This is a genomic window from Nakamurella sp. (assembly GCF_044224575.1).
In the GTDB taxonomy this organism is placed as follows: domain Bacteria; phylum Actinomycetota; class Actinomycetes; order Mycobacteriales; family Nakamurellaceae; genus Nakamurella.
On the sequence record NZ_JBGAKE010000010.1, the window covers coordinates 1 to 26,935 of the forward strand.

Sequence of the window (26,935 nt, forward strand, 5' to 3'; positions counted from 1 at the left end):
CACGTCCTGATCGACGGCCGCCGGTGCGGGTCGCCGGGGAGCGGTGCGGGCGGCCACGGCCATGACCAGCAGCGCGCCGACGGTGAGTGCGGCTCCGGCCCAGATCGGCGAGGTGTAGCCCAGCCCGGCGCTGATGGTGATCCCGCCCAGCCAGGCCCCGAGTGCGTTACCCAGGTTGAAGGCGGCGATGTTGCCCGCCGAGGCGAGCGACGGCGCATGCGCCGCGTAGGTCATCACCCGGGTCTGCAGGCCGGGCACCGTCGCAAAGCCGAAGCCGCCCATCAGGAAGATCAGTACGGCGGTCGCGATCGGGTTCGGCGCGGCCAGCGCGAACGCCGCCAGCACCACCACCAGCGCGCCCAGAATGACCAGCAGGCTCCGGTCCAGGGCGCGGTCGGCGAATCGCCCGCCGACGACGTTGCCGATCAGCAGGCCGGTCCCGAAGAGCACCAGCAGCCACGGCACGGTGCTCGCGGCAAATCCGCTGACCTCGGTCAGCGTGTAGGCGATGTAGGTGAAGGCGCCGAACATGCCGCCGAAGCCCAGGACCGTGACGGCCATGGACAGCCACACCTGGCGGTCCCGGAAGGCGCCCAGCTCGTCACGGAGCCGGGTGCTCTCGCGGTCGCCCCGATCCGCCGGGACCAGCGCCAGCACCCCCAGCAACGCGACGACGCCGATGACGGTGATCACGCTCGGGCGCGACCAGGCCGGCGGCAACGACCGAACCGATGCCGAAGAACGCGCCGTGGCACAGGGCCGCGATGACCCGGCCGGTCATCATCACCTCGTAGCTGGGGGCGGCGGCGCTGATCGCGTTGCCGACGATGAACAGCACGAGCAGTCCCAGCAGCACCCGCTTGCGGGGCAGCCGGGTGGTGGCCGCGGTCAGGCCGAGTGCGCCGACGATGACGGCCAGGGCGTACCCAGTGATGAGAGCGCCGGCCGCGGCCTCGGTGACGCCGAAGTCGGCGGCCACCTCGGGCAGCAGGCCCATGATGTTGAACTCGGTCAGGCCGATCCCGAACCCGCCGAGCGCGAGGGCGATGAGTCCCGCAGGCATTCCGGTCTTCTTTCGCTGGAGGAGTGAGGCGCGTACGCTGATAGTTGCATACGCTTGATATTGACTATTGCATGCGCCGATAGAGCGCGCAAGCAACTATTTGTGTGAGGTGGCTCCCCATGGGCATCGGCGACGACGCCGTTCAGGTTCGCGCCCAGGGCTGGCGCACCCTCGCGTCACTGCACGGGATGATCGAGAACCGGTTGGAACGCGCGCTCACCGGTGCGGCCGGTATCTCGGTGGTCGAGTACACCGTGCTGGACGCGTTGAGCCGGCAGGACGGCTGGCACATGCGGATGCAACAACTGGCCCGGGCCGCCGCCTTGTCCGCCTCGGCCACCACCCGGCTGGTCAACCGGCTGGAGGACCGCGGCCTGCTCACCCGGATCGTCTGCGCCGACGACCGCCGGGGCATCTACACCGAGCTGACCCCGGCGGGCCGGGAGCTACTGGACCAGGTGCGGCCGGTGCACGACGAGGTGCTGCGCGAGGTTCTCGACGAGGCGGCCGCGGTCCCGGAGTTGACGTTCCTGGTCCGGGCGCTGGCCGAGGTCGAGGTCACCGCATCGGGTTGATCATCCTGGATGACTCTGGGTCACGGCCGAGGTTCACCCTCGCGGGAGAGGGTGGGCGGGATAGTTTGCCCGGAAAATACCCTCACGAACGGATCCCCCGTGACCGAAACCTTGCCGTCCGTCCTGCTTGACCTCACCATGACCGATGCCGGTTCGGGCCCGGCGATCCTGCTGCTGCACGGCGGGGCAGGTCCGATGTCGGTCGCCGGATTCGCCGACGTCCTGGCCGCGGGCGGACGACGGGTCATCACGCCGGTGCATCCCGGTTTTGCCGGCACGCCCTTTCGTACCGGGACGACCGACATCCCCGGCCTGGCGGCCCTGTATGCGGGGGTGCTGGACGAACTCGATCTCGCACGGGTGACCGTGGTCGGCAGCTCCCTCGGCGGGTGGGTCGCCGCGGAGCTGGCGCTGCTCGCCCCGAAGCGGATCGCCGCACTGGTGCTGATCGACGCGATCGGTATCGACGTGCCCGGGCATCCGGTGGCCGACGTGTTCGACCTGACCCCGGACCAGATCACCGATCTGGCGTTCCACGACGCGGACCGCTTCCGGGTCGACCCCGCGACGCTCCCGCCGGAGGCGCAGGCCGCGATGGCCGCCAACGGGGCGGCGCTGGCCGCCTACACCGCCGGGTCGCCGGCTGATCCGACCCTGGCCGGGCGACTCGCCGGAATCACCGTCCCGACCTTGGTGCTCTGGGGTGCCAGTGACGGCATCGTCGGGCCCGAGTACGGGCGCGCCTACGCGGCGGCGATCCCCGGCGCCCGGTTCGAGCTGATCCCGGCCGCCGGCCACCAGCCGCAGCTGGAGGCCCCGGAGCCGACGCTGCGGGCGGTCGTTGCTGCGTCGGCCGGCTGACGTCAGCCGAGCCGGACCCGGCCGATCGTCGGCGTGCTCCGGTTGGTGAACCAAAGCGTCCGCCCGGGGCCGGTTTTCAGATCGAACGGCGCGCCGATCGTCGGATCCAGGATGGTCTCGACGTCGCCCGACTCGGGATCGATGCGCAGGAGGGCGTTCCGCTCGCTGTCCACCACCCAGATCCCACCATCGGCGCCGAGCGCATTGCCATCGGGGGCGGCGAAGTCAGGTCCGGTGACGTGCCACCAGCTGCCGAGCGGATCGACCGGATCGAACCGGGCGATTCCACCGGGGTTTCGGGTGGAGATCCAGAGCCGGCCGGCCCGGTCCGGTGCCCAGGCCCGCAACGCCGGTCGGCCCGGCGGGGTGAAGACCGTGATGGTGCCCGCCGGGTCGCCGGCGGTCGGCTCGAGCGAGCCGATGCCGGGATTCCCCGTGTTGGTGAACCACAACCGGCCATCGGCGGCCGGGAAGATCGCCGCGGGCAGGTCGATCGCGGGGTGGGTGATGACGAGCGTCGACGCGCCGGGATCGTCGGCGAGGGGGTCGATCGCGGCCAGCGCGTCCGCCGCGCGCAGGCTGACCCAGATCCGTCCGTCGGCCGCCGATTTGATGGCCACCGGGTTGCGCAGGCCGGGCGCGGTGAACGCGGTCAGCGTGGCCTGCGGGTCGGGTGCGGCCGGGTCGATCCGGCCGACGAGGTCGGTGGTCGGACAGGTGAACCAGAGCCTGCCGTCGACGCCCGGGATGACGTTCGCCGGGCCGCGCAGCTCGCCACTCGGGTCGGTGAACGTTTCGATCGCGCCCGTCGCCGGCTCGATGCGGCCGATCCGGTCGGTGCCCGGGGAGGTGAACCAGACCCACCCGTCCGGCCCTTCGATGATGCCGGTCAGCGCCGCCAGCCGGCCGGCCGGGTCGGCGAACGAATCGATCAGCACGGTCATGGCCCATCCTTCATCTGCCGGGCCACCGATCGTAGTGTTGTTCGTGGTCAGTGCGGCGGGCGCGCGTACAGCGTGGCGACCGCCGCCGGCCGGAAGCCCCTGACGACCAGGTACACGCCCAGCGAGAACTCCCACACCGCGATCGGCAGCGCGCCGAGCAGCACCCATGGCGACGTCCGATCGAGAAGGCCGAAGAAGATGGCGATGTCGGAGAGCAACAGCAACGGGGCGCCGATCAGCCCGATCAGCGGGAGGATCCGCGGGACCAGGCCGGACCGGTACAGGACGGTGCCCAGGCACAGCGCGTTCACCACCGGCAGCAGGCTCTGGGAGAGCAGGAAGGTCCAGTCGTAGGCGGCCGACAGCGCCCGGCCGGTGACCAACAGGGCGGCCGGATCGGCGCCGGCGGCCGACTGTCGCAGCGTCGTCATGGTCAGCACACTGACCACGCCCACGACGATCAGGGTTCCTTCCATGACCCGGCTGGCGACGAAACCCACTGCGGCGGTTTCGCTCTGCCGCTTGGCCACCGGAAACAGCACGACGGCCGTGCCGATGCACGCGAACGCGACGACGACCTCGGACAGCGCGCCCCACAGCACACCCGTGGTGCCGCCCGACCCGAGCACGAAGTCGGGTTGCTGCCGCACATGCTGGTACAACGCGAGGGTCGGCATGGAGACGAAGGTCAGCAGATACAGGATGCCGGCGGCGCGGGCGGTGCGTCGGGTGGGGTCCGGCGCCGGCCGGATCGGTTCGATGGTCTGGGCGGTGGCGGTCATGGGTGGGTCCCCTCGGGTGTGGCGTGTGCCGGATCGGTTGGGTCCGACGGTACGAACCCGATGGTGAGAACGGATCACCATGTGTGGTGATCTGCCTGGTGAATCTGCCGGTGGCCGGCCGTTCGCGGTCAGGCCAGTAACCGCGCGCGCAGCCGGTGCAGCAGCGGCATCAGGCCGTAGATGACGATGGGCACCGCAACGGTGGCGAGCACGAAGGTGCGGAGCAGTGCGGGCAGCGTGCTCAACCAGTCGCCGAAGGCGAGGTTGATGGCGGTCAGCGTGGGGAACACCGCCAACCAGATCATCAGTGCCAGTTGGTGCTTGCCGGGCGGACGAGGCCCGACCGGTGCGGATGCGTTGCCGGACATGCTGTCTCCTCTCAGGATTGGAATGGGCGGTCTCAGACGAGCAGCCCGTGGGCGGCCTCGCGAGTCGCGATGCGCACGTCCTCCTCGACCAGGTCGGCGTTGATGTCGATGGCAGACGCGGACCCGTCGCCGGCGGCCGTGATGACCTGGGCCCGGGGGTTCACCACGTTGCCCGCCGCCCAGAGCCCGGGCACACTCGTGCGTCCGGTGCTATCGACCACCGTCCAGCCGGATTCGTCGACGGCGACCCCCAGCTGGAGGAGCAGGTCGTGGTGCGGCCGGAATCGCGGCGGCACGAAGAGGGCGTCCAGGGTGATCACGGTCCCGTCGGCGAGCCGGATGCCGATGAGCCGGTCCGACCGCACGACCACCCCCACCGGCTCGCCCTCGACCACCTCGATCGAGCGGGCGAGGAGTTGCGCCCGTTCGACCGTGGTCAACGAACCGGCCGGCGCCACCATGACGACGTCCCGACTCCATTGCCGGACGAGCTGGGCGTAACGGGCCGACCCGGGCGCCCAGCCGAGCACGCCCAGCCGCCGGTCCCGCACCTCATAGCCGTGGCAGTAGGGGCAATGCAGCACGTCCCGCCCCCAGCGGTCGGAAAGGCCAGGGACAGTGGGGATCTCGTCGCGCAAGCCAGTGGCCACCAGCACCCGGCGGGCGGCGACGCGTGGTCCGTCCCCGAGCCGGGCCCGGAATCCCGAGGCATCGCAGGCGACCAGTTCGACCACCGAACCAGGCACGATCTCGCCTCCGTAGCCGGCAATCTCGGCCCGGCCGATCGCCGACAGTTCGCTCGGTGGCAGCCCGTCCCGGGACAGGAATCCGTGCATGTGCCGGGCCGGGGCATTGCGTGGAGCGCCGGAATCGACGACCAGTACCCGGCGCCGCGCTCGCGTCAGCACCAGGGCGGCGGACAGGCCGGCGGCGCCGGCTCCGATGACGATGACGTCGTATGTGTCCATGCACCGAGGATCGGCGCCCGCCCTCGCCGGAACAACGATCGTTGCCGTTTCCGGGAAAGCTTGGTGGGATCGGTCGGTGGAGAACATTGCGGCGGTGGTCGCGGCCGCCCTCGACCGGGTCGGTCCGCGCCTGAAGGAACTGCGCGTGACACGCGGCGTCACGTTGACCGCGCTGGCGGCCAGCACCGGGATCTCGAAGAGCACGTTGTCCCGGCTCGAGACAGGTCAGCGGCGGGCCAGCCTGGAGTTGTTGTTGCCGCTGGCGCTGGTCTACCGGGTCCCCCTGGACGACCTGGTCGGGGCGCCGGAGGTGGGCGATCCCCGGGTCCGGCTCAAGCCGCGCCGGGTGAAGGGGCGCACCGTCATCCCGCTGACCGGTCAACCGGGTGGGGTGCAGGCGTGGAAGATCGTCATCCCGACGTCGAAGACCACTCCGGAACCACGGACGCACGATGGTCAGGAATGGTTGTACGTGCTGTCCGGCCGGATGCGGCTCGTGCTCGGTGATCACGACCTGGTTCTGGGCGCCGGTGAGGTGTGCGAGTTCGACACCAGCACCCCGCATTGGTTCGGCAGCACGGGCGAGGGGCCCGCCGAGGTGCTGAGCGTCTTCGGCCGGCCCGGTGAGGAGATGCACGTGCGCACCACGGCCCAGTAAGCGCGGGAGGCGAAATTGTAGTGCTGGGTCTATGGCCGGCCGACTTTGATCATGATGGGCTTCGCTGGACCGGCGTCGTCGCCGGCCATCGACCGGAAGGGGCCGCCCGTGACACACGCCGGATCGATCTCCGCCGCCCGCGACCACCGACCGGCCGGACGCCGGCGGGCGGTGCTCACCCTGATGCTCTGCGGGGTGCTGGCGGCGACGGCCGCCTGTACCGGTGGGAGCACCGAGGCCGCCACCGCTGCGTCGTCTCCGGGCGCCGCCGCGGCGTCGGGTTCGGCGGGCGCCCCGGCGTCGGGTTCGCCCGGGCCGACGGCGGCGACTCCGGTGCCCGGCCTCGACGCGTCGGCGCTGGCGGTGATGAACGCCCCGGCGTACGCGCAGGGTCAGTGGGCCATCGCGGTCAAGGACCTGACGAGCGGCGAATCCCTGATCGCGCTCAACGACGGCACGCTGTTCGAACCCGGCTCGGTGGTCAAGACCTACAGCACCGGCGCCGCCTGGCAGCAGTTCGGACCCGACTCCACGGTCGTCACTCCGGTGCGGCGGACCGGCGAGATCGTCGACGGCACCCTGTCCGGCGACCTGATCCTGGTCGGCATGGGCGACCTGACCATGGGTGGCCGAACCAAACCGGACGGCACGGTCGACTTCACCGACCTGGATCACAACGACGCCAACGCCATTCCCGGGGCGACCCTGACCACCGAGGACCCGCTGACCGGCCTGGACGACCTCGCCGCCCAGGTCAAGGCGTCGGGGGTGAACACGGTATCGGGCGACGTGATCGTCGACGATCGGTTGTGGGAGCCGCACCACCTGGAGAACGGGCCGGTGACCCCGATCATCATCAACCAGAACGTCATCGACTTCACCACCACGCCCGCCCAGGTCGGTCAGACCGCCACCACCGAGTTGCGGCCCAAGGTCGCGCCGTGGACGGTGACCAGCCAGGTGCAGACGGTCGCCGCCGGCGGCAAGACCGAGATCAAAGTGTCCTCACCCGAATTCGGCAGCGTCGTGCTGACCGGCACGATCGCCGCGGACAGCGCGCCGGTGGTGAACACCTACGCGTTCGACGACCCGGCGCGGTTCGCCCGCACCGCGTTCATCGAAGCGCTGGGCCGGGCCGGAGTCACCGTCACCGCCGATCCGGTGGCGGCCAACCCCGACGCGGCGCTGCCGGAGCCGTCCGCGGTGTCCGCGCTGCCGTCCGTTGCGGAGCTGACGTCCCTGCCGCTGCGGGAGGAGGCCACCTACGTGCTGAAGATCAGCTACAACCTCGGCGCGGAGACCTACGTGTGCCGGCTGGCGGTCGCGGCCGGCAGCACCAAGTGCGGCGACGGTCTGGCCAAGGCGGCCCAGATCTGGTCCGCGGCGGGGCTGGACACCAAGGGCGCCAGCCTGATCGACGGGTCCGGCCTGCCCGGCAACCTGATCACCGCGAGCAACGAGGCGGACCTGCAGATCATCATGGCCAAGCGGCCCGACGTCGACCAGTGGCGGGCGGCGCTGCCGATTCTCGGGGTGGACGGGTCGCTGTCGCTGGTGCAACCGAACGGACCGGCCGCCGGCAAGGTCTTCGCCAAGACCGGGACGCTCGGCAGCGGCGACCTGTTCAACGGCCGGTTGCTGCTGGGCGCCAAGGCGCTCGGCGGGTACATCGACGCCGCCTCCGGGCGGAAGCTGGCCTTCGCGGTCATCTCCACCAACAGCGTCTTCGCCGACATCAACGGCGTCTTCGCGGCCAACGACGACGTCGGCAAGGTCGTCACGTCCATCCAGCAGGCCTTCTGACCCCACCTGCGCCGTCCCCTTCACCGCGCTGATCCCCGCCCTTCACCCGGATCGACCTCGCCTGCGCCGACTCCCCTGACCGCGCGGATCATCTATGGCTGCGCGGATCAACTCACCCCGAATGTGACGGGTGGGGCGCCGATCGACGACTTCGCCCGCGCAGCAATCCACACCGCCCGCTGTGGACAACTGCGCGGATCAACTCACCCGGAATGTGGCGGGTGGGACGGAAGTTGGCGATTTCGGCCGCGCCGGCGTAGTTGATCCGCGCGGCCGAGTCGACCCGTCGCGAGTGGCGGTGGGGACGGCGGTGCGGGTCAGCGGTCCTCGAGGTCGCCTTCCACGTCCAGGTAGACCTGCGCCAGCTCGGCCAGCAGGTCGGGGTCCGGCTCGGCCCACAGGCCCCGGTCGGCGGCCTCGGTGAGCTTCTCCACGATGCCGCGCAGGGCCCAGGGGTTGGCGTGCCGCAGGAAGGCCTGGTTCTCCTCGTCGAGGGCGTAGGTGCGGGCCAGCGACTCGTACATCCAGTCGGTGACAACGCCGGCGGTGGCGTCATAGCCGAACAGGTAGTCGACGGTGGCGGCCAGCTCGAAGGCGCCCTTGTAGCCGTGCCGGCGCATCGCGGCGATCCAGCGCGGGTTCACCACCCGGGCCCGGAACACCCGGGCGGTCTCCTCGGTGAGCGAGCGGGTGCGCACCGCGTCCGGGTTGGTGGAGTCGCCGATGTACGCCTTCGGCGCCTGCCCGGTCAGCGCCCGTACGGTGGCGATCATGCCGCCGTGGTACTGGAAGTAGTCGTCGGAGTCGGCGATGTCGTGCTCGCGGGTGTCGGTGTTCTTGGCCGCCACGACGATCCGCCGGTAGTTGGCCTGCATGTCCTGGGCGGCCGGGACCCCGTCCAGCCCCCGGCCGTAGGCGAAGCCGCCCCAGGCCGTGTAGACCTGGGCGAGATCGGCGTCGTCGCGCCAGTTCCCGGACTCCATCAGGGGGAGCAGGCCGGCCCCGTAGGCGCCGGGCGCGGACCCGAAGATCCGGGTGGTGGCCCGGCGCTCGTCACCGTGCTCGGCCAGTTCGGCCTGCGCATGCGCGCGGACATAGTTGACATCGGCCGGCTCGTCCAGCGCCGCGACCAACCGCATCGCATCGTCCAGCATGGTCACCACGTGCGGGAACGCATCCCGGAAGAACCCGGAGATGCGGACGGTGACGTCGATCCGGGGACGGCCGAGCTCGGCGGCCGGGATGACCTGCAGGTCGCTGACGCGACGGGAGGCCGGGTCCCACACCGGGGTGACGCCGACGAGCGCGAGTACCTCGGCGACGTCGTCGCCGGCGGTCCGCATCGCGGACGTCCCCCATACCGACAGTCCCACCGATCGCGGGTACTCCCCGGTGTCGGCCCGGTACCGGGCCACCAGCGATTCGGCCATGGCCGCGCCGGTGTCGTAGGCCAGCCGGGAGGGCACCGCCTTGGGATCGACGGAGTAGAAGTTGCGGCCGGTGGGCAGCACGTTGATCAGGCCGCGCAGCGGCGAGCCGGACGGGCCGGCGGCGACGAATCCGCCGTCCAGGGCGTGCAGCACGGAGCTCAGCTCGTTCGTGGTGGCGGCCAGCCGCGGCACCACCTCGGTGGCGGCGAATCCCAGGATCGCGGCGACGGCCGGATCGGCCTGGCCCAGCTGGGCCTCGACGATTCCGGTGACGGCATCGGCTGCCCAGCTGGCGTTCTCGCAGGCCTGCACCAGCGCCCGGGCCTGCTGTTCGACGGCGTCGACGCCGGCCAGGTCGGCGTCGTCCTTGAGGCCCAGTGCCGACCGCAGCCCGGGCAGCGCGTTCACCCGCCCGCCCCACACCTGGGCGGCGCGCAGCATCGCCAGCACCAGGTCCACCCGCGCCGAGCCGGTCGGGGCCTGGCCGAGGACGTGCAGGCCGTCACGGATCTGGGCGTCCTTGATCTCGCACAGCCACCCGTCGACGTGCAGGATGAAGTCGTCGAAGTCGTCGCCCTCGGGCCGGTCGGCGCCGGCCAGGCCCAGGTCGTGGTCCATCTTGGCGGCCCGGATCAGCGTCCAGATCTGTGCCCGGACGGCCGGTAGTTTGGCCGGATCCATCGCCGCGACCGTCGCGTGCTCGTCGAGAAGCTGTTCCAGCCGGGCGATATCGCCGTAGGATTCGGCCCGGGCCATCGGTGGGATGAGGTGGTCGACGATCACCGCGTGCGCCCGCCGTTTGGCCTGGGTGCCCTCGCCCGGATCGTTGACCAGGAACGGGTAGATCAGCGGCACCGAGCCCAGCGCGGCGTCGGTGCTGCAGGATGCGGACATTCCGACGTTCTTGCCGGGCAACCACTCCAGGTTGCCGTGCTTGCCGATGTGCACGAGCGCGTGGGCGCCGAAGCCCCGTTCCAGCCAGCGGTAGCAGGCCAGGTAGTGGTGCGAGGGCGGTAGGTCCGGGTCGTGGTAGATGGCGATCGGGTTCTCACCGAACCCGCGGGGCGGCTGGACGAGCACGACGATGTTGCCGGATTGCAGCGTGGCCAGCACGATCTCGCCGTCCGGGTCCCGCGACCGGTCCACGAACAGGTCGCCGGGTGCTGGACCCCACTTCTCGGTCACCGCGTCCCGCAGGTCGGTCGGCAGCTCGGCGAACCACCTTCGGTACTGCGCCGCCGGAATGCGGACCGGCTGCCCGGCCACCTGTTCGGCGGTCAACCACTCCTCGTCCTGCCCGCCGGCCGCGATCAGCGCGTGGATCAGCGTGTTGCCGGCGGTGGTGTCCGGCTCCTCGCCCGCGACGGGCTCGACCGGGCCGAGACCCGGGAGGTCGTCACCGATCTCGTACCCGGCGTGCCGCAGCGCCCGGAGCAGCCGGACCGCCGAGACGGGGGTGTCCAGGCCGACCGCGTTGCCGATGCGGGAGTGCTTGGTCGGGTAGGCCGATAGCACCAGGCCCACCCGCCGGTCGGCCGCCGGGGTGTGCCGCAGCCGCGCATGCGCGGCGGCAATGGCCGCGACCCGGGCGCAGCGCTCCGGGTCGGCGACATACCGGGGGAGCCCGGCGGGGTCCGCCGGGTCGGTCTCCTTGAACGAGAACGGCACCGTGATGATCCGGCCGTCGAACTCGGGGACGGCGACCTGGGTGGCCACGTCCAGCGGGGACAGGCCGTCGTCGGAGCCGGCCCAGGCCTCCCGCGACCAGGTCAGGCACAGGCCCTGCAGGATGGGGATGTCCAGCGCGGCCAGTTCGCTGACGTCCCAGCCGTCGTCGTCGCCGCCCGCGGACGCATCGGCCGGTGTGGTGCCGCCGGCCGCGAGCACCGTCACGATCAACGCGTCCAGCTTGCCGAGCGCGGTCAGCAGGTCCGGTGGGGCGGTGCGCAGCGAGGAGCAGAACATCGGCACCGCGACCGCGTCGCCGGTGGCGTCGACGGCGTCGGCCAGGGCATGGACGAATGCGGTGTTGCCGGACGTGTGGTGGGCCCGGTAGATCAGGATCCCGACCCGGGCCCGGTCGGCGGGCAGCGGGTCCCGGTCCAGATAGCCCCAGGACGGGATGACGGTGGGCGGGTCGAAGCCCGCCCCGGTGAGCAGCACGGTGTCGCCGGCGAACGCGTGCAGCTGCCGCAGATTGGCGGCGCCGCCCTCGGCGAGGTACGCGTGCGCCTGCGCCGCGATGCCGATCGGCACGGTGGACAGTCGCATCAGTTCGGCATCCGGGGTCTGCTCGCCGCCCAGCACCACGGTGGGCAGACCCCGTGCGGCCAGCACATCGAGCCCGTCCTGCCAGGTCCGGGCGGTGCCCAGGATCCGGACGATCACCAGGTCGGCGCCGTCCAGCACCGCCGGGAGATCGTCGGTGACATCCAGCCGAGCCGGGTTGGCCAGCGCATAGTCGGCCCCGGACGCACGGGCCGAGAGCAGATCGGTGTCGGACGTGGACAGCAGCGCGATGCGGGGCATGGGTTCCACTGTGGCAGCCCCACCCGCCTGTCGGTCGCTCACCCCGGACCCGCGCTCCCCGTGATCCCGCCGACCGGTCCCGCCCCACCGACCGCCCTGCCCCGCCCGTGATCCCGCCGACTCGCCACACCTGCAGGTTCGGAATCGATTCCGAACCTGCACTTCGGGCGAGTCGGCGAGAAGGGGGGCTGGGCGGGACGCGAGCCGGACGGAGGCGGAGATGCGGAAATTTAAGCGCAGCCTTGCGCTTTCTCAATTAGTCATGCAGACTAGAAACATGACGACGACAGACGGAGCCCGGCACGCGGTGCTCGGAGCGCATCGGCCGGAGGACCTGTTCGGTCCCCGGGCGCAGGGACCGGCGACGGTGCGGGCGGCCAGGCGGACGTACCGGCAGTACGCGTTCCTGCTGCATCCGGACCGGGCGGGCGACCCGGCCGCGTTCCTGCGGCTGGAACAGCTGTACCGGGACTGGGTCGCTGGTCCCGACCGGACCGCGCCGACCGTCATCGGCCGGCTCGACGCCTACCCGGTGGGTGGTCTGCTGGCGCAGGGCAGCGCGGCCACGATCTTCCGCAGCGGCGACGTGGTGCTCAAGATCGCCCGGCGGCCGGCGTCGAACCGGTTCCTGGAGAACGAGCGGGTCGCCTACCGGAGGCTGGCCGACCTGACGTCATCCCACGAATGGCTCCGGCCGTATTACCCGCGGTTGCGGGACATCGGCGCGATCGCCGGCACCGACGGCCAGGTCCGGCAGGTCAACGTGCTCACCGCCATCACCGACGGTTTCGTGACCCTGGCCGACGTGCGGCGGGCCTACCCGGAGGGGTTGGACGGCCGGGACTGGGCATGGATGTACCGGCGGCTGCTGCGCGCCGTCGCCGGTGCCCAGCTGGCCGGACTGGTGCACGGCGCGATCGTCACCGACAACGTGCTGATCCATCCGCAGCGGCACGGTGTGGTGCTGGCCGGCTGGTCGTTCGCGACGCCGAGCGGCGCGCCGCTGCCGGGCCGGATCGGGTCCGCGAACTACCCGCCCGAGGCGACGGCCGGCCGGCCCGTCACCGGGAAGGCCGACGTGTACCAGCTGCACACGCTGATGATCGAGTTGCTGGCGCCCGACGAAAAGGCTCAGATCGCCTACGCCCGAGGTTGTCTGCTCCGGAATCCGCGCATGCGGCCGTCCGCCGACGCGCTGCTGGACGAGTACGACGAGCTGATCGGCCGGCTCTACGGAGCCCGCCGGTTCCGCCCCTTCGCAGTACCCACCACCCCGACCATCGCGGTCTGACACCGCAACTCCGAGAGAGGACACCACCATGGGACACGGAGCCTGGGACGACAACGCCTATCGCGCCGCCGCGACCTTCCGCCGGGCCACCGGCGCCGCCGACTTCGCCTACAGCGCCGGGATGCGGGCGCGGCCGGCGAGCCAGTGGAAGGCCGACCAGGCCCTCGACCCGCGCGGCGTCACCGTCCGCGAATCGAGGGACGGCGCCGATCACCCGCACTCGACCCCGATCGTCGTGCTGTTCGACGTCACCGGGTCGATGGGAGTGGTGCCGCAGGTCATGCAGCGCCGGCTGGCCGAGCTGTTCGGCCTGCTGCAGCGCAAAGGCTACGTGCAGGACCCGCAGATCATGTTCGGCGCGATCGGTGACGCCGACTGCGACCGGGTGCCGCTGCAGGTCGGCCAGTTCGAGTCGGACAACCGGATGGACGAGCAGCTGCGGACCCTGTTCCTGGAGGGCGGCGGCGGCGGTCAGAAGAGCGAATCGTACGAGCTGGCAGCCTATTTCGTCGCCCGTCACACGGCAACCGACGCCTGGGACAAGCGCGGCCGCAAGGGATACCTGTTCATCATCGGCGACGAGATGAACAAGCGCACCCTGCGGGCCGAGTACGTCCGCCGGGTGATCGGCGACCGGGTGGGGGAGGACCTGGACACCGCCGCGATCTACCGGGAGGTGCAGCAGCGGTGGGAGACCTTCTTCATCCTGCCCCGGCAGACCGCCTACTACGACGACCGGCAGGTCAACGAGCACTGGCGGAGCCTGCTGGGCGAGCGGCTGCTCAAGCTGGAGGACCCGGAGGCGGTGTGCGAGCTGATCGCGCTGACCCTGGGCCTGCTGGAGGACTCGATCGACCTGGGTGAGGGCCTGGCCGACCTGGCCGACATCGGTAGCCCGCACGGCGTGGCCGTTGGCAAGGCACTGGCCACCGTCGGAGCCCGGCCGATGGTTGCCCGGGGTGTCCTGCCGGCCGGCCTGGACGTCGCGGACGACCTTCGATGACGGGGCCGATCGGCGGGTCCGACGGTGGCACGATCATCGTCGTCGGCCTGGGCTTCGGCGACGAGGCCAAGGGAGCCACCGTCGACTTCCTCTGCAGCCAGGGTGATGTCGCCGGAGTCGTGCGGTTCAACGGTGGGGCGCAGGCCGCGCACAACGTGATCGCCGACGGCCGGCACCACACGTTCCGGCAGTTCGGCTCGGGGACGCTGTGCGGCGTGCCGACGTTCCTGAGCCGGCACTGCCTGGTCGAGCCGATCGGGCTGGCCGGCGAGGCCGAGGAGCTGGCCGCCCTGGGCGTGCCGGATCCGCTGAGCCTGCTCACCGTCGACCCGGACGCGCTGCTCACCACGCCTGTGCACGTGGCCGCGAACCGCACCCGGGAGGACCGGCGGGGCACCGGACGGCACGGCTCGACCGGGCTGGGCATCGGTGAGACCGTCTGGTACGACCTGGCGGTGCGCCGCGGGGCGCGGGCCGGAGAGCGGGTGGAGAACCTGATGGCGCCCGCGGATACGCGGGGTCGGCCGCTGCGGGTGCGGGACTGCCTCGATCCCCGGTCGCTGCGCCGCCGGCTGGACGAGCTGGTCCGGTTCTACGCCCCGCTGCTCGCCGGCAGCGACCACGGGCACGACGACGTCGAGGCGATGGCCGACCTGCTCGAGGCGTTCGCGGGGGCGGTCCGGATCGCGGCTCCCGGCCATCTGGCCCGGACCGCGCGCCGGGGCCGGCTGGTATTCGAGGGGGCGCAGGGGGTACTGCTGGACGAGTGGCGGGGTTTCCATCCGCACACGACCTGGAGCACGACCACCCCGGCGAACGCGCAGCGGTTGCTCGCCGAGGCGGGCCTGCCCCGCGGGGATGTGCTGGGTCTGACCCGGACCTACACCACCCGGCACGGCGCCGGGCCGCTGCCGACCGAGGACCCGGCGCTGCTCGCCGTCGACGAACCGCACAACGGCCCCGGCAGGTATCAGGGTGGTTGGCGCGCCGGGCATCTCGACCTGGTGGCGCTGAGCTACGCGGTCGAGGCGGTCGGCGGGGTGGATGCCTTGGCGGTCTCGCACCTGGACGTCGTGGACGATTCGGCGCTGCCCGCCATCCACGCCGTCGGCGCGTACCGGACGGCGGCCGGGTTCACCGATCGGCTGCCGGTCGGTCCGCCGCAGGACCTGGCCCACCAGGCGGCATTGACCGGGTTGCTGGGTGGGGCGACCGGCCGGGGGCGGGTCCTGACCGGCAGCCGGGACGCGGTGCTCACCTTGGAACGGGCGCTGAACGCACCGGTCCAGGTGCTGGCGTTCGGCCCGGACCGGGCGGACCGCAAGCTCGCCTGACTGACTGACTGACTGACTGACTGACTGACTGACTTGGCTTGGCTCGGGCCAGCTCGGCCCGGCCCGGCTCGGCTCGGCCCGGTGGTGGGCCGGGCCGCGGGCGCCTGTGGATGAACGCGCGGATGAAGTCGTGTACTCGCGTCCCACGGGTCCCATTCGGCGTGAGTTGATCCGCGCAGGCGTAGTTGATCCGCGCGGGCAAGGGGCGGGGGGGTCAGTTGACAGGGGCCGGGGGTCAGGTCCGGGGGCTCCAGGCCCAGACGGTGCCGGGGCGGCCGCGGCCGGTCGAGGCGAGCCGGTCGGTGCGGGTCAGTCCCGGCAGTCCGGCCAGGGTGCGGTTCAGGTTGCCACGGTCCGGGGCGGTGCCGGCCAGCTCGGCCTGCAAAGCCAGCGCGTCCGTCGCGAGAAACTCATCGCCGGTCAACCGCCGGGTGAAAACGGGATCACGCCAGAGCATCCCGGCCAACCGCGGCCGGCAGTCGGCGACGATCCGGCAGTGGTCGAAGGCGAGGGCGGGCAGCTCGTCGAAAGCCTGCCAGGTCGCCGACCCCGCGTCGGTGGTGACGGCCCAGGTGGCGATGGACAGCGTCGGTCCGCGCGGGTCCCGGTTCGGCTCGTCAAAGGTGACCAGCTGTCCGGCCGCGTCCGAGCGCACGTCGATCTTGGCCAGCGCCCGGGCGGCCGCGTCGCGGATCCGCTCGCCGCGTCGCAGCAGCACGCCGGGCAGGGCGAGCTCACCGGCGAACGGCCCGACGGTGCGCCGGTGCAGCCCGAGCCGCAGGCGCCGGGTCGACCGCTCGTACCGTAGGGCCAGGACGTCCACGGATACCTCGGAGGACACGGCCGGTGCCCGGTCCGGGCTCGGCCCGGGCGCGGGGTCGGCCGCCGGTGGCATCGATTGCACCGGGTCAGGGTAGGACGGCCGTCGGGCATTCCGGCTCCGGCGTCGCCGGCCTGCCTCCGAGTCCCGGCCACGGTGTTCGATCGTGGCCGTGCCGGCTCGACCGGCTCAAGGCGCCGGGCATGACACCATGGGCGCCGTGACCACACGGGCCGACGCCGACCGGTGCCCGGGCGTGCTTCGGCCGCACCAGGCGGAGGACGGCGCCCTGCTCCGCATCCGGATCCCCGGCGGCCGGGTCGATGCGACTGCATTGCTGCAGCTGAGCGAGGGCGCACGGCAGTACGCCGACGGCGACGTGCATCTGACGTCCCGGGCGAACCTGCAGCTGCGCGGGGTCCGGACGAACGATGACGGGACGGTCGTCGACGGCTTGGTGGATGCCCTGGCCGAGGCGGGGTTGTTGCCGCACCCCACCCACGACCGGGTGCGCAACATCATGTGCTCCCCGTTGACCGGCCTGGCCGGCGGCCGGACCGACCTCCGGCCGACGCTGTCCGCCCTGGATGCGGCGATCTGCGCCGCGCCGGACCTGGCGGCGTTGCCCGGACCGTTCCTGTTCGCGCTGGACGACGGCCGCGGGGACATCGGGGTTGTCCGGGCGGACCTGGCCGCGGTCGCTGTCGGCGACGATCGGGTGCGGCTCTGGGCCGGTGGGGTCGAGGGGCCGGAGCTGCCGTTGGCCGCGGCGGTGCCGGCGCTGTTCGGGTTCGCCCGCCGGTTCGTCGACCTCGGCTCACCCGCCTGGCACGTCCGCGAGCTGCCCGGCGGTGGCCGGCAGCTCCTCGCGCGGGCCGACCGGTCCGACCTCCCGGCGCCCGACCTCCCGGCGCCCGACCTCCCGGTGCCCGAGGTGCCGGTGCCCGAGGTGCCGGTCCCGGCCGACCCCACGCTGCTGGGCATGCTGGGCCAGTACGACGGACGGATGGTGGCCTCCGTACTGGTGCCCCTCGGCCGGCTGACCGGCCCGCAGGTGCAGGCCCTGGCGGCCGCCGCGGCGGCCGGCCGGGGGCGTCTGATCGTCACGCCCGGCCGCGGCATGCTGGTGCCGGACCTGCTGTCGTCGTCGGCGATGGCCGGACTGACCGGATCGGGCCTGATCACCGGCGACGATTCGGGGTGGCGGGGCGTGACCGCGTGCCCGGGCCTGCGCTGCGCCCGCGGCGCCGGCGACACCGAGGGCGCGGCCCGGCAGATCGCGGCCCGGCCGGCCGCCGCCGGTCAGTTGCCGGTGCACGTGGTGGCCTGCTCGCGCTGTTGCGGAGCGCCGGCCGGCCCGCATGTGCTGGCCACCGTGAGCCGGTCCTCGGTCGAGATCCGTTGCGGCGGTGCGACGATCGACGTGCCGGTGGGCGCGGTGGCGGGCGCGGTCGCCGGCCTGCGCGGTGGCCCGCGATGACCACTCGCCCGCTGCGCCGCTACACCTACTGCGCGGACGGACCGCAGATCTACCGGGAGTCGTTCGCGATCGTCCGCGCCGAGACCGACCTCTCCGGGATCCCGGCCGACGCCGAACACGTCGCGGTGCGCATGGTGCACACCTGCGGGCAGCCCGACCTGACGGCCGACCTGCGCATCCATCCGGATTTCGTGCGGGCCGGCCGGGCCGCGCTGCTGGCCGGCGCGCCGATCTTCGTCGACTCGACCATGGTGGCCGCCGGTATCACCCGCCGCCGGTTGCCGGCCGCGAACGAGGTGATCTGCCATCTCAACGATCTGCGGGTCCCCGAGCTGGCCGCCGCCTGGGGCACCACCCGGTCGGCCGCCGCGGTGTCGCTGTGGGGCGACCGGCTCGACGGCGCCATGGTGGCCGTCGGCAACGCGCCGACAGCCCTGTTCCACCTGCTCGAACAGATCAGCGAGGGTGGTCCGCGTCCGGCCGGGATCGTCGGCGTGCCGGTCGGTTTCGTCGGGTCGGCGGAGTCCAAGCAGGCCTTGATCGAGCACGACGCCGGCATCCCGTACGTCGCGGTGACCGGCCGCCGGGGCGGCGCCGCGCTGGCCGCCGCGGTGATCAACGCGCTGGCCGGGAGACCGGAATGAGCGGGCGGCTGTACGGTGTCGGGCTGGGGCCGGGCGATCCGGAACTGATCACCCGCAAGGCGGCCCGGCTGATCGGCGAGGCCGACGTCGTCGCCTACCACTCCGGCACCCACGGCCGGTCCATCGCCCGGTCGATCGCGGCGGGCCTGCTGCCCGCCGGTGTCGTCGAGGAATCCCTGGTGTACCCGGTCACCACCGGGTCGACCACCCACCCACGCGGTTATCGCGGCGCCGTCGACGACTTCTACGACGAGTCGGCGGACCGGCTGGCGGTGCACCTGGCCGCCGGTCGCACCGTGGTGGTGCTGTGCGAGGGCGACCCGATGTTCTACGGCTCGTTCATGTACCTGCACGACCGGTTGGCGCTCCGATACCCGACCGAGGTGGTGCCCGGCGTCACCTCGGTGTCGGCGGCCACCGCAGCCGCCGCGATGCCGCTGGTCCGGCAGCAGGACGTGCTCACCGTGCTGCCCGGCACGCTGCCGGTGCCCGAGCTGGCCCGCCGGCTGGCCGACACCCAGGGCGCGGCGATCATGAAGCTGGGCCGCACCTTCCCGGCGGTGCGCGAGGCGCTCCGGCAGGCCGGCCGGCTCGAGGAGGCGCTGTACGTCGAACGGGCCTCCACCATTGGCCAGGCTCTGGTCCCGGTCAAGGACGTCGATCCGGAGACGGTGCCGTACTTCTCGATCATCATCGTGCCCGGCGACGGCGTCGAACGCGCCGCCCGGCCGGCCCCGGTCGCCGAGCCGGCCCCGGAGTCGGGGCCGGCCGAGCTGCTCGTGGTCGGGTTGGGACCCGGCCCGGACGGCTGGGTCTCGCCCGAGGTCACCGCGGCGCTGGCCGAGGTCGACCACATCGTCGGGTACGCGCCTTACGTCAACCGGGTGCCGCAGCGAGAAGGCCTGCAACGGCACGCGTCCGGCAACACCGTCGAGCTCGACCGGGCCGCGGCCGCGCTGCGGCTGGCGGCGGCCGGGCAGCGGGTCGCGGTCGTCTCCGGCGGCGACGCCGGCGTGTTCGGCATGGCCGCCGCCGTGTTCGAGGCGGCCCAGGCGCCGGAGTTCGCCGGCGTGCCGATCCGGGTGCTGCCCGGGATCACCGCCGCGCAGGCCGTCGCCGCCCGGGCGGGTGCTCCGCTGGGCGCCGACTACGCGGTGATCTCGCTGTCCGACCGGCTCAAGCCCTGGGCGGTGATCGAGGACCGGCTGCGGCACATCGCCCGTGCCGACCTGGCCCTGGCCGTCTACAACCCGTCGTCGCGTAGCCGCGGCCACCAGCTCGCCGACGCCCTGGCCGTGCTGCGCAGCGAGCGCGACCCGGACACCGTGGTGGTGGTCGGTCAGGACATTGGCCGGGACGGAGAAGCCCTGCGCTGCACCACGTTGGGCGAGCTGGACCCGGCGACCGTGGATATGCGATGCCTGCTGCTGATCGGCGCCCGGGGCACCCGGGTGACGGCGGACGGCCGGGTCTGGACGCCCCGATCCGTGCCCGCCGGGCCGGGGGAGGCAATGAACCACCATGGCGCGTAGCCGCTTTCCGCGCAGCGTCTACGGCCGCGGGACCGAGCCCGACCCGCGGTTCAGCCTGGCCAACGAGCGCACCTTCCTGGCCTGGATCCGGACGTCGTTGGCCCTGGTCGCGGCCGGCGTCGGCGTGCACGCGCTGCATCTGCAGATCCCGCAGGAACTCGGCGACGTCGCCGCGATCGTGCTGATCGTGCTGGGGATTGCGGCGGCCGGCCAGGCGCTCGTCGGCTGGGCCCGGAACGAGCGGGCGATGCGCGAGGGCCGGCCGCTGCACGGCGCGGTGACCGCCACCGCGCTGACCGTCGTGCTGGTGCTGACCACCGTGCTGCTCGCGCTGGCCATCTTCGTGCTGTGAAGCCGGCCGAACTGTTCGACCAGGGGGCTCAGCCGGAACGGACTCTGCTGGCCTGGGGCCGCACCTGCCTGGCCCTGGCCGTGGTGGTCGCCGTGCTGGTCAAGGTGCTGGCCGTCCAGGTCGATCCGGCAGTGGTCGGGGTGACCGTTGCCGGTCTCACACTCCCGGTCCTGACCTGGCTGCTTGCCGTCGCCCGCTACCGACGGGTCCACCGGGAGCTGACCCGACCGGCCGGGGAATCGACCCTGCCGGCCGGCGGCGGGGCGGTGGTCACCGCCACGCTGACCGCCGTGCTCTGCGGGGTGCTGGCGCTGATCATCGTGGTGGCCTGACCGGGCCGCGGCTCACGGCTCCGCATCCCGCACGCGGTCGGCCGCGTACAGGTGCGACTCGGCCGCGCACCCGGGCGCGCCCAGCGCCGGCCCGACCAGAATGACCGCAGCCTGCCGCAGCCCCGCGCATTCGACCAGATCGCCGATGTCGGCGAGGGTTCCGCGCAACACCTGCTCGTCGGGCTGAGTCACCCGGGCCACCACGACCGCCGGGCAGTCGGGGCCGTAGGACGGGATCAGCCGCTCGGCCAGGTCGCGGGTCCGGGTGATCGCCAGGTGCAGGGCCAGGGTGGCGCCGGTAGCGGCGAGCCGCTCCAGTTCCTCGCCGGGCGGCATCCGGGTGGATCGGGCCTGCGCCCGGGTGAGCACCACCGTCTGGGCCACCTCGGGGACGGTCAGCTCCCGGCCGAGCAGCGCGGCGGCGGCGGCGTACGCCGGCACCCCGGGGGTCACGTCCCACGGCACCCCGGCGGTGTCCAGCCGGACGGTCTGCTCGTGCAGCGCGGAGTACAACGACGGGTCACCGGAGCAGAGCCGGGCCACGTCCCGCCCGGCGGCGTGCGACCGGACCAGGTGTGCGGTGATCTCATCGAGGGTCAACGAGGCCGTGTCGATCAGCTCGGCCCCCGCCGGGCAGTGCGCGAGAACCTCGGCGGTGACGTAGGTCCCGGCGTACAAGCAGACCGGTGACGCGGCCAACAGCCGGGTCGCGCGGACGGTCAGCAGATCGGCCGCGCCCGGCCCGGCACCGATGAAATGGACCGTCACGTCGTCACGCTCCACTGCACGATCGGCCGCGCCGGCACCCAGCCGCGGAAGGCGCCCAACGGTTCGACCCGCTCCACCGACAGCCGGATCAGCTCCCCGCCGTGCCGGCGGTGCCGGTCGGCCAGCAACGCCTCGGTCTCCAACGTGACCCCGTGCACCACCAACCGTCCGCCGGAACCGAGTGCCTGCCAACAGGTGTCGAGCAGTTCGGGCACCGTCGCGCCGCCGCCGACGAACACCGCGTCGGGGGCGGGCAGACCGGCCAGGGCGGCCGGCGCGGCCCCGGTCACCACCCGGACTCCGGTCGCGCCGAGCGTCGCGGCATTGCGGGTGATCCGGGCGGCCCGGGCGGCGTCGCGTTCGATCGCGACCGCGCGACAGCGGGGATCGGTGCGGGACCATTCGATCGCCACCGACCCGGCGCCCGCGCCGACGTCCCACAACAGCTGGCCGGGGCCCGGGGCCAGCCGGGCCAACGCGGACGCCCGGGCGTCCCGTTTGGTGAGTTGCCCGTCGTGCTCGAACGCCTCGTCCGGCAGGCCGCCGACCGTCGGCCAGCCCGCGGACCCGGCGACGGTCAGGGCGACGACGTTCAGCCGGGACACCACGGGCGGTGCCACGGCGAACTGCTCGGCCGTCGCGTCGTGCCGGGACTGCGCCGCCGTGCCGAGGTCGGCCAACACGGTCAGCGCGGACCGCTCGTGACCGGTCTCGACCAGCAGACTCGCCACGGCCACCGGGGTCCGATCGTCCGCCGACAGCACCAGCACCCGGCGCCCGGGCGTGAGCAGCCGGCGCAGCGGGGACAGCGACGTCGCGATCCGGACCACGTCGAACGAGTCCGACGGCCAGCCCAGCTCGGCCGCGGCCAGCGACACCGACGACACGGTCGGATGCACCCGGACCCGATTCGGGCCGACCAGGTCGATCAGCGTGGCCGCGATCCCGTAGACCAGCGGATCCCCGGAGGCGAGCACGACGGTGGGGCGGCCGGCCAACGAATCGAGGAGCCCGGGCAGGCCCGGCCGCAGCGGCGCCGGCAGCGGCAGACGGTCCTGGTGCGGGTGATCGGGCATCAGGTCCAGCTGGCGGGCGCTGCCGACCAGGACGCCGGCGGCGGTGATCAACTCGCGGGCCCGGTCCGGCAGGCCCGCCCAACCGTCGGCGCCGATGCCGACGACGTCCACGGCCGGCCCGGCCGAGCCGATCGGTGCGACCGGTGGGTCCGCGGGGACCGATGCGGCCGGGTCGACTGGCGCGGGATGGTCCGGGACGGGCAGGTGGGCGGGCACGGGTCGATTATTCGCCGTGTCCGTTCGGGCCCCGCTCCGTCCGGTTCACGCGGCCGGCCGGTCCCGGTGTCGCCGCGCTCGCTGGGGGGACCGGACGGGTAACGGAGGCTGCCCGAAAGGGTGCCCGGCGAAACGACGATCGGGGCCGCCGGATGCTCGACACTGGGGTAGGTCGCCGGCCGGCCGGTTGTCGCCCGAGCCGCGCGCGGAGGTGGGCATGAGGATTCGACGTTCCGGCGCCGGCGCCGGCACCCAGCCACTGCCGCGCGAGCGCCCCGGCGGAGGTGCCGTTCCTCGGCCGACCGGGACCACCGGGTCGCCGGCGGCTCTGCCCGCCCTGCAGCGGTCGGCCGGCAACGCCGCCGTCCGCTCCCTGCTCGGTGGGTCGGCCGCGCGCTCGTCGGTCCCGGCGCTGCTGCCGGTGCAGCGCGCTCCGGCGGGCCCGCTGCCACTGCCGGCGAAGCCGACGCTGACCGAGGAGCAGTACGCGACATGGCGCCGCCGGCATCCCAAACACGAGCCCCGGGTGGGCGGGACGTGGGAACCGGACCACCTGTACCGGCGGTACACCGCGGCCTGGTTCACCGCACAGGGGTACACCTTCGGGCTGCGCCTCGGTCCATTCGGGAACGTCGACATCGACGTGTGGATCGACGACCGGGGCGCCGGCCGGGAGTTCCGCGTGATCCGCTGGACGGACGGTCCCGGTGGCGCCGCCGGGACCGGACCGGACGGGGGAGGTCAGGGAACAGCGCCCCCGAAGCTCAGCGAACGGGAGAAGGGCACCGACCTGCCGATCTCGATCGACCCGAACGCCGACTACGACAGGATGTTCGGCCCACCCGTCGGGCGGAAGGAGAACATCGACGCGGCGTTCGGTGAGGGCAACATGGTCCTGCACGAGGACGGTTCCCTCGTGCTGTACCTCAACGACGGGGGCCAATACGTCTTCCGCCCGGTCCCCGGTGGGCGCTACGTCGTCTACGACCCGAAGGGCAAGCGGCTGTCCCAGGTGTACACACTGCCGCCGTCCGACGTCCCCGACGTGGACGATTAGCCTCAAACGACCCTCAGCAATCCGGCTCCTCCGTCGCTGGTCGGTAGCGCGGCGCGCACCGTTTCGTGGGCGCCGGCAAGGTGTCCGAGTCGGGTTGCCCACCGCCGGCCACTATCCGCCCATGGCCGACCGGCAGCCGGGAGACGGCAGCACCTGTGCCATCATCGAGCCGACGGGCGGGTTGGAATCCGGTGCGAATCCGGAGCGGTCCCGCCACTGTGACCTGGACCGACGCGACCGGCAACGATGCGGCGCGGCCGGCCCGGGAAGCCAGGGCATTCCCCCCGTCCCGCGGCCGGCCGGCCGTGGCCGAAGGCAGGCGTGGGCGTGGACACCCGCACGAGTCGAGAGGCGGCCGTCGCCGCGATGCGCAGCTACCCGTTCACCGCCGTCGTCGGGTCCGACGACATGGCGCTCGCCCTGATCCTGACCACCGTCGCCCCCGAGGTCGGCGGCGTGCTGGTGCGGGGCGAGAAGGGCACGGCCAAATCGACGATGGTGCGCGCGCTGGCCGGCCTGCTGCCCGCCGTGTCCGTCGTCGCCGGCTGCCGGTTCTCCTGCGACCCGGCCGCCGCCGACCCGACCTGCCCGGACGGCCCGCACCCGGACGGCGTCACCGGGTCGGCCCGGCCGGCCCGGCTGGTCGAGCTGCCGGTCGGCGCCACCGAGGACCGGGTGATCGGGTCGCTGCACCTGGAGCGGGCGCTCACCGCCGGCGTCACCGAGTACGAGCCCGGCCTGCTCGCGGCGGCCCATCGCGGGCTGCTGTACGTCGACGAGGTCAACCTGCTGCACGACCACCTGGTCGACCTGTTGCTCGACGCCGCCGCGATGGGTCGGTCGACCGTCGAACGCGAGGGTGTCTCGGTGGTGCACGCCGCCCGGTTCGTGCTGGTCGGCACCATGAACCCGGAGGAGGGGGAGCTGCGCCCGCAGCTGCTCGACCGGTTCGGGCTCACCGTGGAGATCGCCGCGCCGCGGGACCCCGGGCTGCGCGCGGAGGTCGTGCGCCGGCGGCTGGCCTACGACGCCGATCCGGACGCGTTCGGCGCCCGCTTCGACATCGCCGAACGTGCGACGGCGCAGCGGATCGCCGCCGCCCGGGCCGCGCTCCCGGCGGTCGTGCTCGGGGACGGGGCGCTGACCAAGATCGCCGAGATCTGCTCGGTGTTCGAGGTCGACGGGATGCGCGCGGACATCGTGACGGCCCGCGCCGCCGTCGCGCACGCCGCCTGGCACGGCCGCCGGTACGTGACCCGGGACGACATCCGGGCCGCCGCGCGGCTGGCCCTGCCGCACCGGCGCCGGCGCAACCCGTTCGACGCGCCCGGCTTGGACGAGGAGCTCCTCGACCGGATCCTCGGCGACGAGGAACCCGACCCACCGCCGCCACCACCGTCACCCGCCGACGAACCGGGACCGGACGACGGGGAGTCGCTGGACGGCGAGGCGGGGTCGACCGACGAGGGGACGAACGAGCAAGCGCCGGCCGAACCCGAGGGGGCGCGCGAGGACCAACCGGTGTCCGCGCCGGCCGGCGAATCTCCGGCCGGTGACCCCCCGTCGCCCGGAGCGGCCCCCGGTTCCGTGGCCGCGACCGGAAAAGCGTTCCGCCCCAAGCTGTTCACCGTGGCCGGGACCGGCGCCGGGGCGCCCGGCCGGCGGTCCCGGGCGATCACCGGCAGCGGCCGCACCGTCGGCGCGACCCCGTTCGCCGGATCGGGGGCGGCGCTGCACCTGACGGCCACGGTTCGCGCCGCGGCACCGCACCAGCGCCGGCGGGGGCGCACCGGTCCGGGCCTGCTGGTCGGCCGCGACGATCTGCGGCTGGCCGTCCGGCAGGGGCGCGAGTCCAATCTCGTGCTGTTCTGCGTGGACGCGTCGGGGTCGATGGCCGCCCGCAAGCGGATGGAGGCCGTGAAGACCGCGATCCTGTCCCTGCTGACCGACGCCTACCAGCGCCGGGACAAGGTCGGCCTGGTCACCTTCCGCGGCGCCGCCGCCGACCTGCTGCTGCCGCCCACCTCGTCGGTCGAGGCGGCCGCCCGCCGGCTGGAATCGCTGCCGGCCGGTGGTCGCACCCCGCTCGCCGAGGGCCTGCGGTGCGCCGCGCACACCCTGCGGGTCGAACGGATCCGCGACCCGCTGCGGCGGCCGCTGCTGGTCGTCGTCACCGACGGGCGGGCCACGGCCGGCCCGGACGCGGTCCGGCGTTCCCAGCTGGCCGCCGCCGAGCTCGCCGCCGACGGTGTCGCCGCGCTGGTGCTGGACTGCGAGACCGGCCGGTTCCGGATGGGGCTCGCCGCGCGGCTGGCCCGGCACCTGCAGGCCGAGCACGTGCCGATCGACGAGGTCGCCGCGGCGGTGCTGACCACCGCGGTCACCCGACGGCCCGGGCGGGTGGCCTGATGCCGCAGGCACAACCGACGTCCGTGCCGGCCGACGGGCTGACCACCCGGCAGCGCCGCAACCGGGCCCTGCTGATGGTGCACACCGGCGACGGCAAGGGGAAGTCGACCGCGGCGTTCGGCATGGCCCTGCGGGCCTGGAACCAGGGTTGGCCGGTCGGCGTGTTCCAGTTCGTCAAGTCCGCCAAGTGGCGGATCGGCGAGCAATCCGCGTTGGAGGCGCTCGACTCCGCGCACGCCGCCGACGGCGTGGGCGGCCCGATCGAATGGCACAAGATGGGCTCGGGCTGGTCCTGGTCGCGCAAGGCCGGCACGGAGACCGACCACGCGGCGGAGGCCGCCGAGGGATGGGCGGAGATCAAGCGGCGGCTGGCCGCGAGCGCCCACCGGCTGTACGTGCTCGACGAATTCACCTACCCGATGACGTGGGGATGGGTGGACACCGAGGACGTCGTCGCCACCCTGCGGGACCGGCCGGCGGGACAGCACGTCGTCATCACCGGCCGGAACGCCGACCCGCGGCTGCTCGACGCCGCCGACCTGGTGACCGAGATGCGGAAGGTCAAGCACCCGATGGACGCCGGGCAGAAGGGCCAGCGGGGTATCGAATGGTAGCGAGCGTGGGGACGATCAGGGTTCCG

Annotated in this window: 23 protein-coding genes, 1 pseudogene and 1 riboswitch; of the genes and pseudogenes, 15 read left to right on the forward strand and 9 right to left on the reverse strand. The window is 73.1% G+C overall.

The genetic code is table 11. The annotated features are described in order from the left end of the window. Positions 1–1,063, reverse strand: a pseudogene (locus ACILSK_RS12905) (MFS transporter); the annotation flags it as partial. Positions 1,064–1,182: 119 nt separating this feature from the next. Here ACILSK_RS12905 and ACILSK_RS12910 point away from each other — a divergent pair. Then, entirely contained in the window at positions 1,183–1,638 is a 456-nt protein-coding gene (locus tag ACILSK_RS12910; protein WP_395727571.1) for a MarR family winged helix-turn-helix transcriptional regulator, read from the forward strand. Between the two features lie 99 nt (positions 1,639–1,737). Then, positions 1,738–2,499, forward strand: coding sequence for an alpha/beta fold hydrolase (locus ACILSK_RS12915; RefSeq protein ID WP_395727572.1), 762 nt, complete (start codon positions 1,738–1,740; stop codon positions 2,497–2,499). 2 nt (positions 2,500–2,501) lie between these two features. Here the strand turns inward: ACILSK_RS12915 and ACILSK_RS12920 are convergent, their stop codons facing one another. The 4 genes from ACILSK_RS12920 to ACILSK_RS12935 form a co-directional block, all read right to left on the reverse strand. Next, the gene (locus tag ACILSK_RS12920) at positions 2,502–3,443 is read right to left on the reverse strand and encodes a hypothetical protein (protein ID WP_395727573.1); all 942 of its coding nucleotides are present in this window, start codon (positions 3,441–3,443) and stop codon (positions 2,502–2,504) included. A 47-nt stretch (positions 3,444–3,490) separates the two neighbouring features. Continuing rightward, entirely contained in the window at positions 3,491–4,225 is a 735-nt protein-coding gene (locus ACILSK_RS12925; RefSeq protein WP_395727574.1) for a DUF4386 domain-containing protein, read from the reverse strand. A gap of 128 nt (positions 4,226–4,353) precedes the next feature. Then, positions 4,354–4,593, reverse strand: coding sequence for a hypothetical protein (locus tag ACILSK_RS12930; protein WP_395727575.1), 240 nt, complete (start codon positions 4,591–4,593; stop codon positions 4,354–4,356). 32 nt (positions 4,594–4,625) lie between these two features. Then, on the reverse strand, positions 4,626–5,561 hold the full coding sequence (locus ACILSK_RS12935; protein ID WP_395727576.1) for an NAD(P)/FAD-dependent oxidoreductase: 936 nt from the start codon (positions 5,559–5,561) through the stop codon (positions 4,626–4,628). Positions 5,562–5,646: 85 nt separating this feature from the next. Between ACILSK_RS12935 and ACILSK_RS12940 the strand changes: the two genes are divergently transcribed. Together ACILSK_RS12940 and dacB are read left to right on the forward strand one after the other, a co-directional pair. Next, positions 5,647–6,219: a helix-turn-helix domain-containing protein gene (locus tag ACILSK_RS12940; protein WP_395727735.1), complete on the forward strand. Its 573-nt coding sequence runs from the start codon at positions 5,647–5,649 to the stop codon at positions 6,217–6,219. A 108-nt stretch (positions 6,220–6,327) separates the two neighbouring features. Continuing rightward, entirely contained in the window at positions 6,328–8,022 is a 1,695-nt protein-coding gene (gene dacB / locus ACILSK_RS12945) for a D-alanyl-D-alanine carboxypeptidase/D-alanyl-D-alanine-endopeptidase (protein ID WP_395727577.1), read from the forward strand. 317 nt (positions 8,023–8,339) lie between these two features. On the opposite strand, the gene cobN is transcribed toward dacB, so the two are convergent. Further along, entirely contained in the window at positions 8,340–11,981 is a 3,642-nt protein-coding gene (gene cobN, locus ACILSK_RS12950; protein ID WP_395727578.1) for a cobaltochelatase subunit CobN, read from the reverse strand. Positions 11,982–12,258: 277 nt separating this feature from the next. Here cobN and ACILSK_RS12955 point away from each other — a divergent pair, with 277 nt between their 5' ends. Genes ACILSK_RS12955 through ACILSK_RS12965 form a run of 3 tightly spaced genes read left to right on the forward strand, consistent with a single transcriptional unit; the run spans position 12,259 to position 15,609 of the window. Beyond that, the gene (locus tag ACILSK_RS12955) at positions 12,259–13,272 is read left to right on the forward strand and encodes an adenylate cyclase (RefSeq protein WP_395727579.1); all 1,014 of its coding nucleotides are present in this window, start codon (positions 12,259–12,261) and stop codon (positions 13,270–13,272) included. A gap of 28 nt (positions 13,273–13,300) precedes the next feature. Next, positions 13,301–14,275, forward strand: a complete 975-nt coding sequence (locus ACILSK_RS12960; protein WP_395727580.1) for a hypothetical protein — start codon at positions 13,301–13,303, stop codon at positions 14,273–14,275. Continuing rightward, entirely contained in the window at positions 14,272–15,609 is a 1,338-nt protein-coding gene (locus ACILSK_RS12965) for an adenylosuccinate synthetase (RefSeq protein WP_395727581.1), read from the forward strand. Before ACILSK_RS12960 ends, ACILSK_RS12965 begins: the two co-directional genes overlap by 4 nt. Positions 15,610–15,844: 235 nt before the next feature. Here the strand turns inward: ACILSK_RS12965 and ACILSK_RS12970 are convergent, their stop codons facing one another. Further along, positions 15,845–16,504 carry an NUDIX hydrolase gene (locus ACILSK_RS12970; RefSeq protein WP_395727736.1) on the reverse strand — a complete coding sequence of 220 codons (660 nt, stop codon included), beginning with the start codon at positions 16,502–16,504 and terminating at the stop codon, positions 15,845–15,847. A 145-nt stretch (positions 16,505–16,649) separates the two neighbouring features. Between ACILSK_RS12970 and ACILSK_RS12975 the strand changes: the two genes are divergently transcribed. Genes ACILSK_RS12975 through ACILSK_RS12995 form a run of 5 tightly spaced genes read left to right on the forward strand, consistent with a single transcriptional unit; the run spans position 16,650 to position 20,769 of the window. Further along, the gene (locus tag ACILSK_RS12975) at positions 16,650–17,909 is read left to right on the forward strand and encodes a cobalamin biosynthesis protein CobG (protein ID WP_395727582.1); all 1,260 of its coding nucleotides are present in this window, start codon (positions 16,650–16,652) and stop codon (positions 17,907–17,909) included. Next, positions 17,906–18,553 carry a precorrin-8X methylmutase gene (locus ACILSK_RS12980; RefSeq protein ID WP_395727583.1) on the forward strand — a complete coding sequence of 216 codons (648 nt, stop codon included), beginning with the start codon at positions 17,906–17,908 and terminating at the stop codon, positions 18,551–18,553. The genes ACILSK_RS12975 and ACILSK_RS12980 overlap by 4 nt, the downstream gene beginning before the upstream one ends. Beyond that, a complete protein-coding gene (locus ACILSK_RS12985) occupies positions 18,550–20,085 on the forward strand; it encodes a precorrin-2 C(20)-methyltransferase (RefSeq protein WP_395727584.1) in 1,536 nt (511 codons plus the stop codon). Before ACILSK_RS12980 ends, ACILSK_RS12985 begins: the two co-directional genes overlap by 4 nt. Further along, a complete protein-coding gene (locus tag ACILSK_RS12990; protein ID WP_395727585.1) occupies positions 20,075–20,437 on the forward strand; it encodes a YidH family protein in 363 nt (120 codons plus the stop codon). The genes ACILSK_RS12985 and ACILSK_RS12990 overlap by 11 nt, the downstream gene beginning before the upstream one ends. Next, positions 20,434–20,769 carry a DUF202 domain-containing protein gene (locus ACILSK_RS12995; RefSeq protein WP_395727586.1) on the forward strand — a complete coding sequence of 112 codons (336 nt, stop codon included), beginning with the start codon at positions 20,434–20,436 and terminating at the stop codon, positions 20,767–20,769. The genes ACILSK_RS12990 and ACILSK_RS12995 overlap by 4 nt, the downstream gene beginning before the upstream one ends. Before the next feature lie 12 nt (positions 20,770–20,781). Here the strand turns inward: ACILSK_RS12995 and cobM are convergent, their stop codons facing one another. Next, on the reverse strand, positions 20,782–21,537 hold the full coding sequence (gene cobM, locus ACILSK_RS13000; RefSeq protein WP_395727587.1) for a precorrin-4 C(11)-methyltransferase: 756 nt from the start codon (positions 21,535–21,537) through the stop codon (positions 20,782–20,784). Next, complete coding sequence (cbiE, locus tag ACILSK_RS13005) at positions 21,534–22,745, reverse strand: precorrin-6y C5,15-methyltransferase (decarboxylating) subunit CbiE (protein WP_395727737.1); 1,212 nt, start codon at positions 22,743–22,745, stop codon at positions 21,534–21,536. Before cbiE ends, cobM begins: the two co-directional genes overlap by 4 nt. A gap of 301 nt (positions 22,746–23,046) precedes the next feature. On the opposite strand from cbiE, the gene ACILSK_RS13010 reads away from it, so the two are divergent. The 3 genes from ACILSK_RS13010 to cobO all read left to right on the forward strand — a co-directional run bounded on the left by ACILSK_RS13010 (position 23,047) and on the right by cobO (position 26,909). Continuing rightward, the gene (locus ACILSK_RS13010) at positions 23,047–23,886 is read left to right on the forward strand and encodes a hypothetical protein (RefSeq protein ID WP_395727588.1); all 840 of its coding nucleotides are present in this window, start codon (positions 23,047–23,049) and stop codon (positions 23,884–23,886) included. 184 nt (positions 23,887–24,070) lie between these two features. After that, positions 24,071–24,164, forward strand: a riboswitch (cobalamin riboswitch). Between the two features lie 88 nt (positions 24,165–24,252). Beyond that, complete coding sequence (locus ACILSK_RS13015) at positions 24,253–26,295, forward strand: putative cobaltochelatase (protein WP_395727738.1); 2,043 nt, start codon at positions 24,253–24,255, stop codon at positions 26,293–26,295. Further along, positions 26,295–26,909 (forward strand): cob(I)yrinic acid a,c-diamide adenosyltransferase, encoded by a 615-nt coding sequence (gene cobO / locus ACILSK_RS13020; protein ID WP_395727589.1) that lies wholly within the window; start codon positions 26,295–26,297, stop codon positions 26,907–26,909. Before ACILSK_RS13015 ends, cobO begins: the two co-directional genes overlap by 1 nt. Positions 26,910–26,935 lie beyond the last annotated feature (26 nt).

Excerpts from the sequence above, each read along its gene's own strand:
- ACILSK_RS12910 (WP_395727571.1), top strand. The coding sequence starts at position 1,183 with ATGGGCATCGGCGACGACGCCGTTCAGGTTCGCGCCCAGGGCTGGCGC.
- ACILSK_RS12920 (WP_395727573.1), bottom strand. The coding sequence starts at position 3,443 with ATGACCGTGCTGATCGATTCGTTCGCCGACCCGGCCGGCCGGCTGGCG.
- ACILSK_RS12925 (WP_395727574.1), bottom strand. The coding sequence starts at position 4,225 with ATGACCGCCACCGCCCAGACCATCGAACCGATCCGGCCGGCGCCGGAC.
- ACILSK_RS12930 (WP_395727575.1), bottom strand. The coding sequence starts at position 4,593 with ATGTCCGGCAACGCATCCGCACCGGTCGGGCCTCGTCCGCCCGGCAAG.
- ACILSK_RS12935 (WP_395727576.1), bottom strand. The coding sequence starts at position 5,561 with ATGGACACATACGACGTCATCGTCATCGGAGCCGGCGCCGCCGGCCTG.
- cobN (WP_395727578.1), bottom strand. The coding sequence starts at position 11,981 with ATGCCCCGCATCGCGCTGCTGTCCACGTCCGACACCGATCTGCTCTCG.
- ACILSK_RS12955 (WP_395727579.1), top strand. The coding sequence starts at position 12,259 with ATGACGACGACAGACGGAGCCCGGCACGCGGTGCTCGGAGCGCATCGG.
- ACILSK_RS12960 (WP_395727580.1), top strand. The coding sequence starts at position 13,301 with ATGGGACACGGAGCCTGGGACGACAACGCCTATCGCGCCGCCGCGACC.
- ACILSK_RS12965 (WP_395727581.1), top strand. The coding sequence starts at position 14,272 with ATGACGGGGCCGATCGGCGGGTCCGACGGTGGCACGATCATCGTCGTC.
- ACILSK_RS12970 (WP_395727736.1), bottom strand. The coding sequence starts at position 16,504 with ATGCCACCGGCGGCCGACCCCGCGCCCGGGCCGAGCCCGGACCGGGCA.
- ACILSK_RS12980 (WP_395727583.1), top strand. The coding sequence starts at position 17,906 with ATGACCACTCGCCCGCTGCGCCGCTACACCTACTGCGCGGACGGACCG.
- ACILSK_RS12985 (WP_395727584.1), top strand. The coding sequence starts at position 18,550 with ATGAGCGGGCGGCTGTACGGTGTCGGGCTGGGGCCGGGCGATCCGGAA.
- ACILSK_RS12990 (WP_395727585.1), top strand. The coding sequence starts at position 20,075 with ATGGCGCGTAGCCGCTTTCCGCGCAGCGTCTACGGCCGCGGGACCGAG.
- ACILSK_RS13010 (WP_395727588.1), top strand. The coding sequence starts at position 23,047 with ATGAGGATTCGACGTTCCGGCGCCGGCGCCGGCACCCAGCCACTGCCG.
- ACILSK_RS13015 (WP_395727738.1), top strand. The coding sequence starts at position 24,253 with ATGCGCAGCTACCCGTTCACCGCCGTCGTCGGGTCCGACGACATGGCG.
- cobO (WP_395727589.1), top strand. The coding sequence starts at position 26,295 with ATGCCGCAGGCACAACCGACGTCCGTGCCGGCCGACGGGCTGACCACC.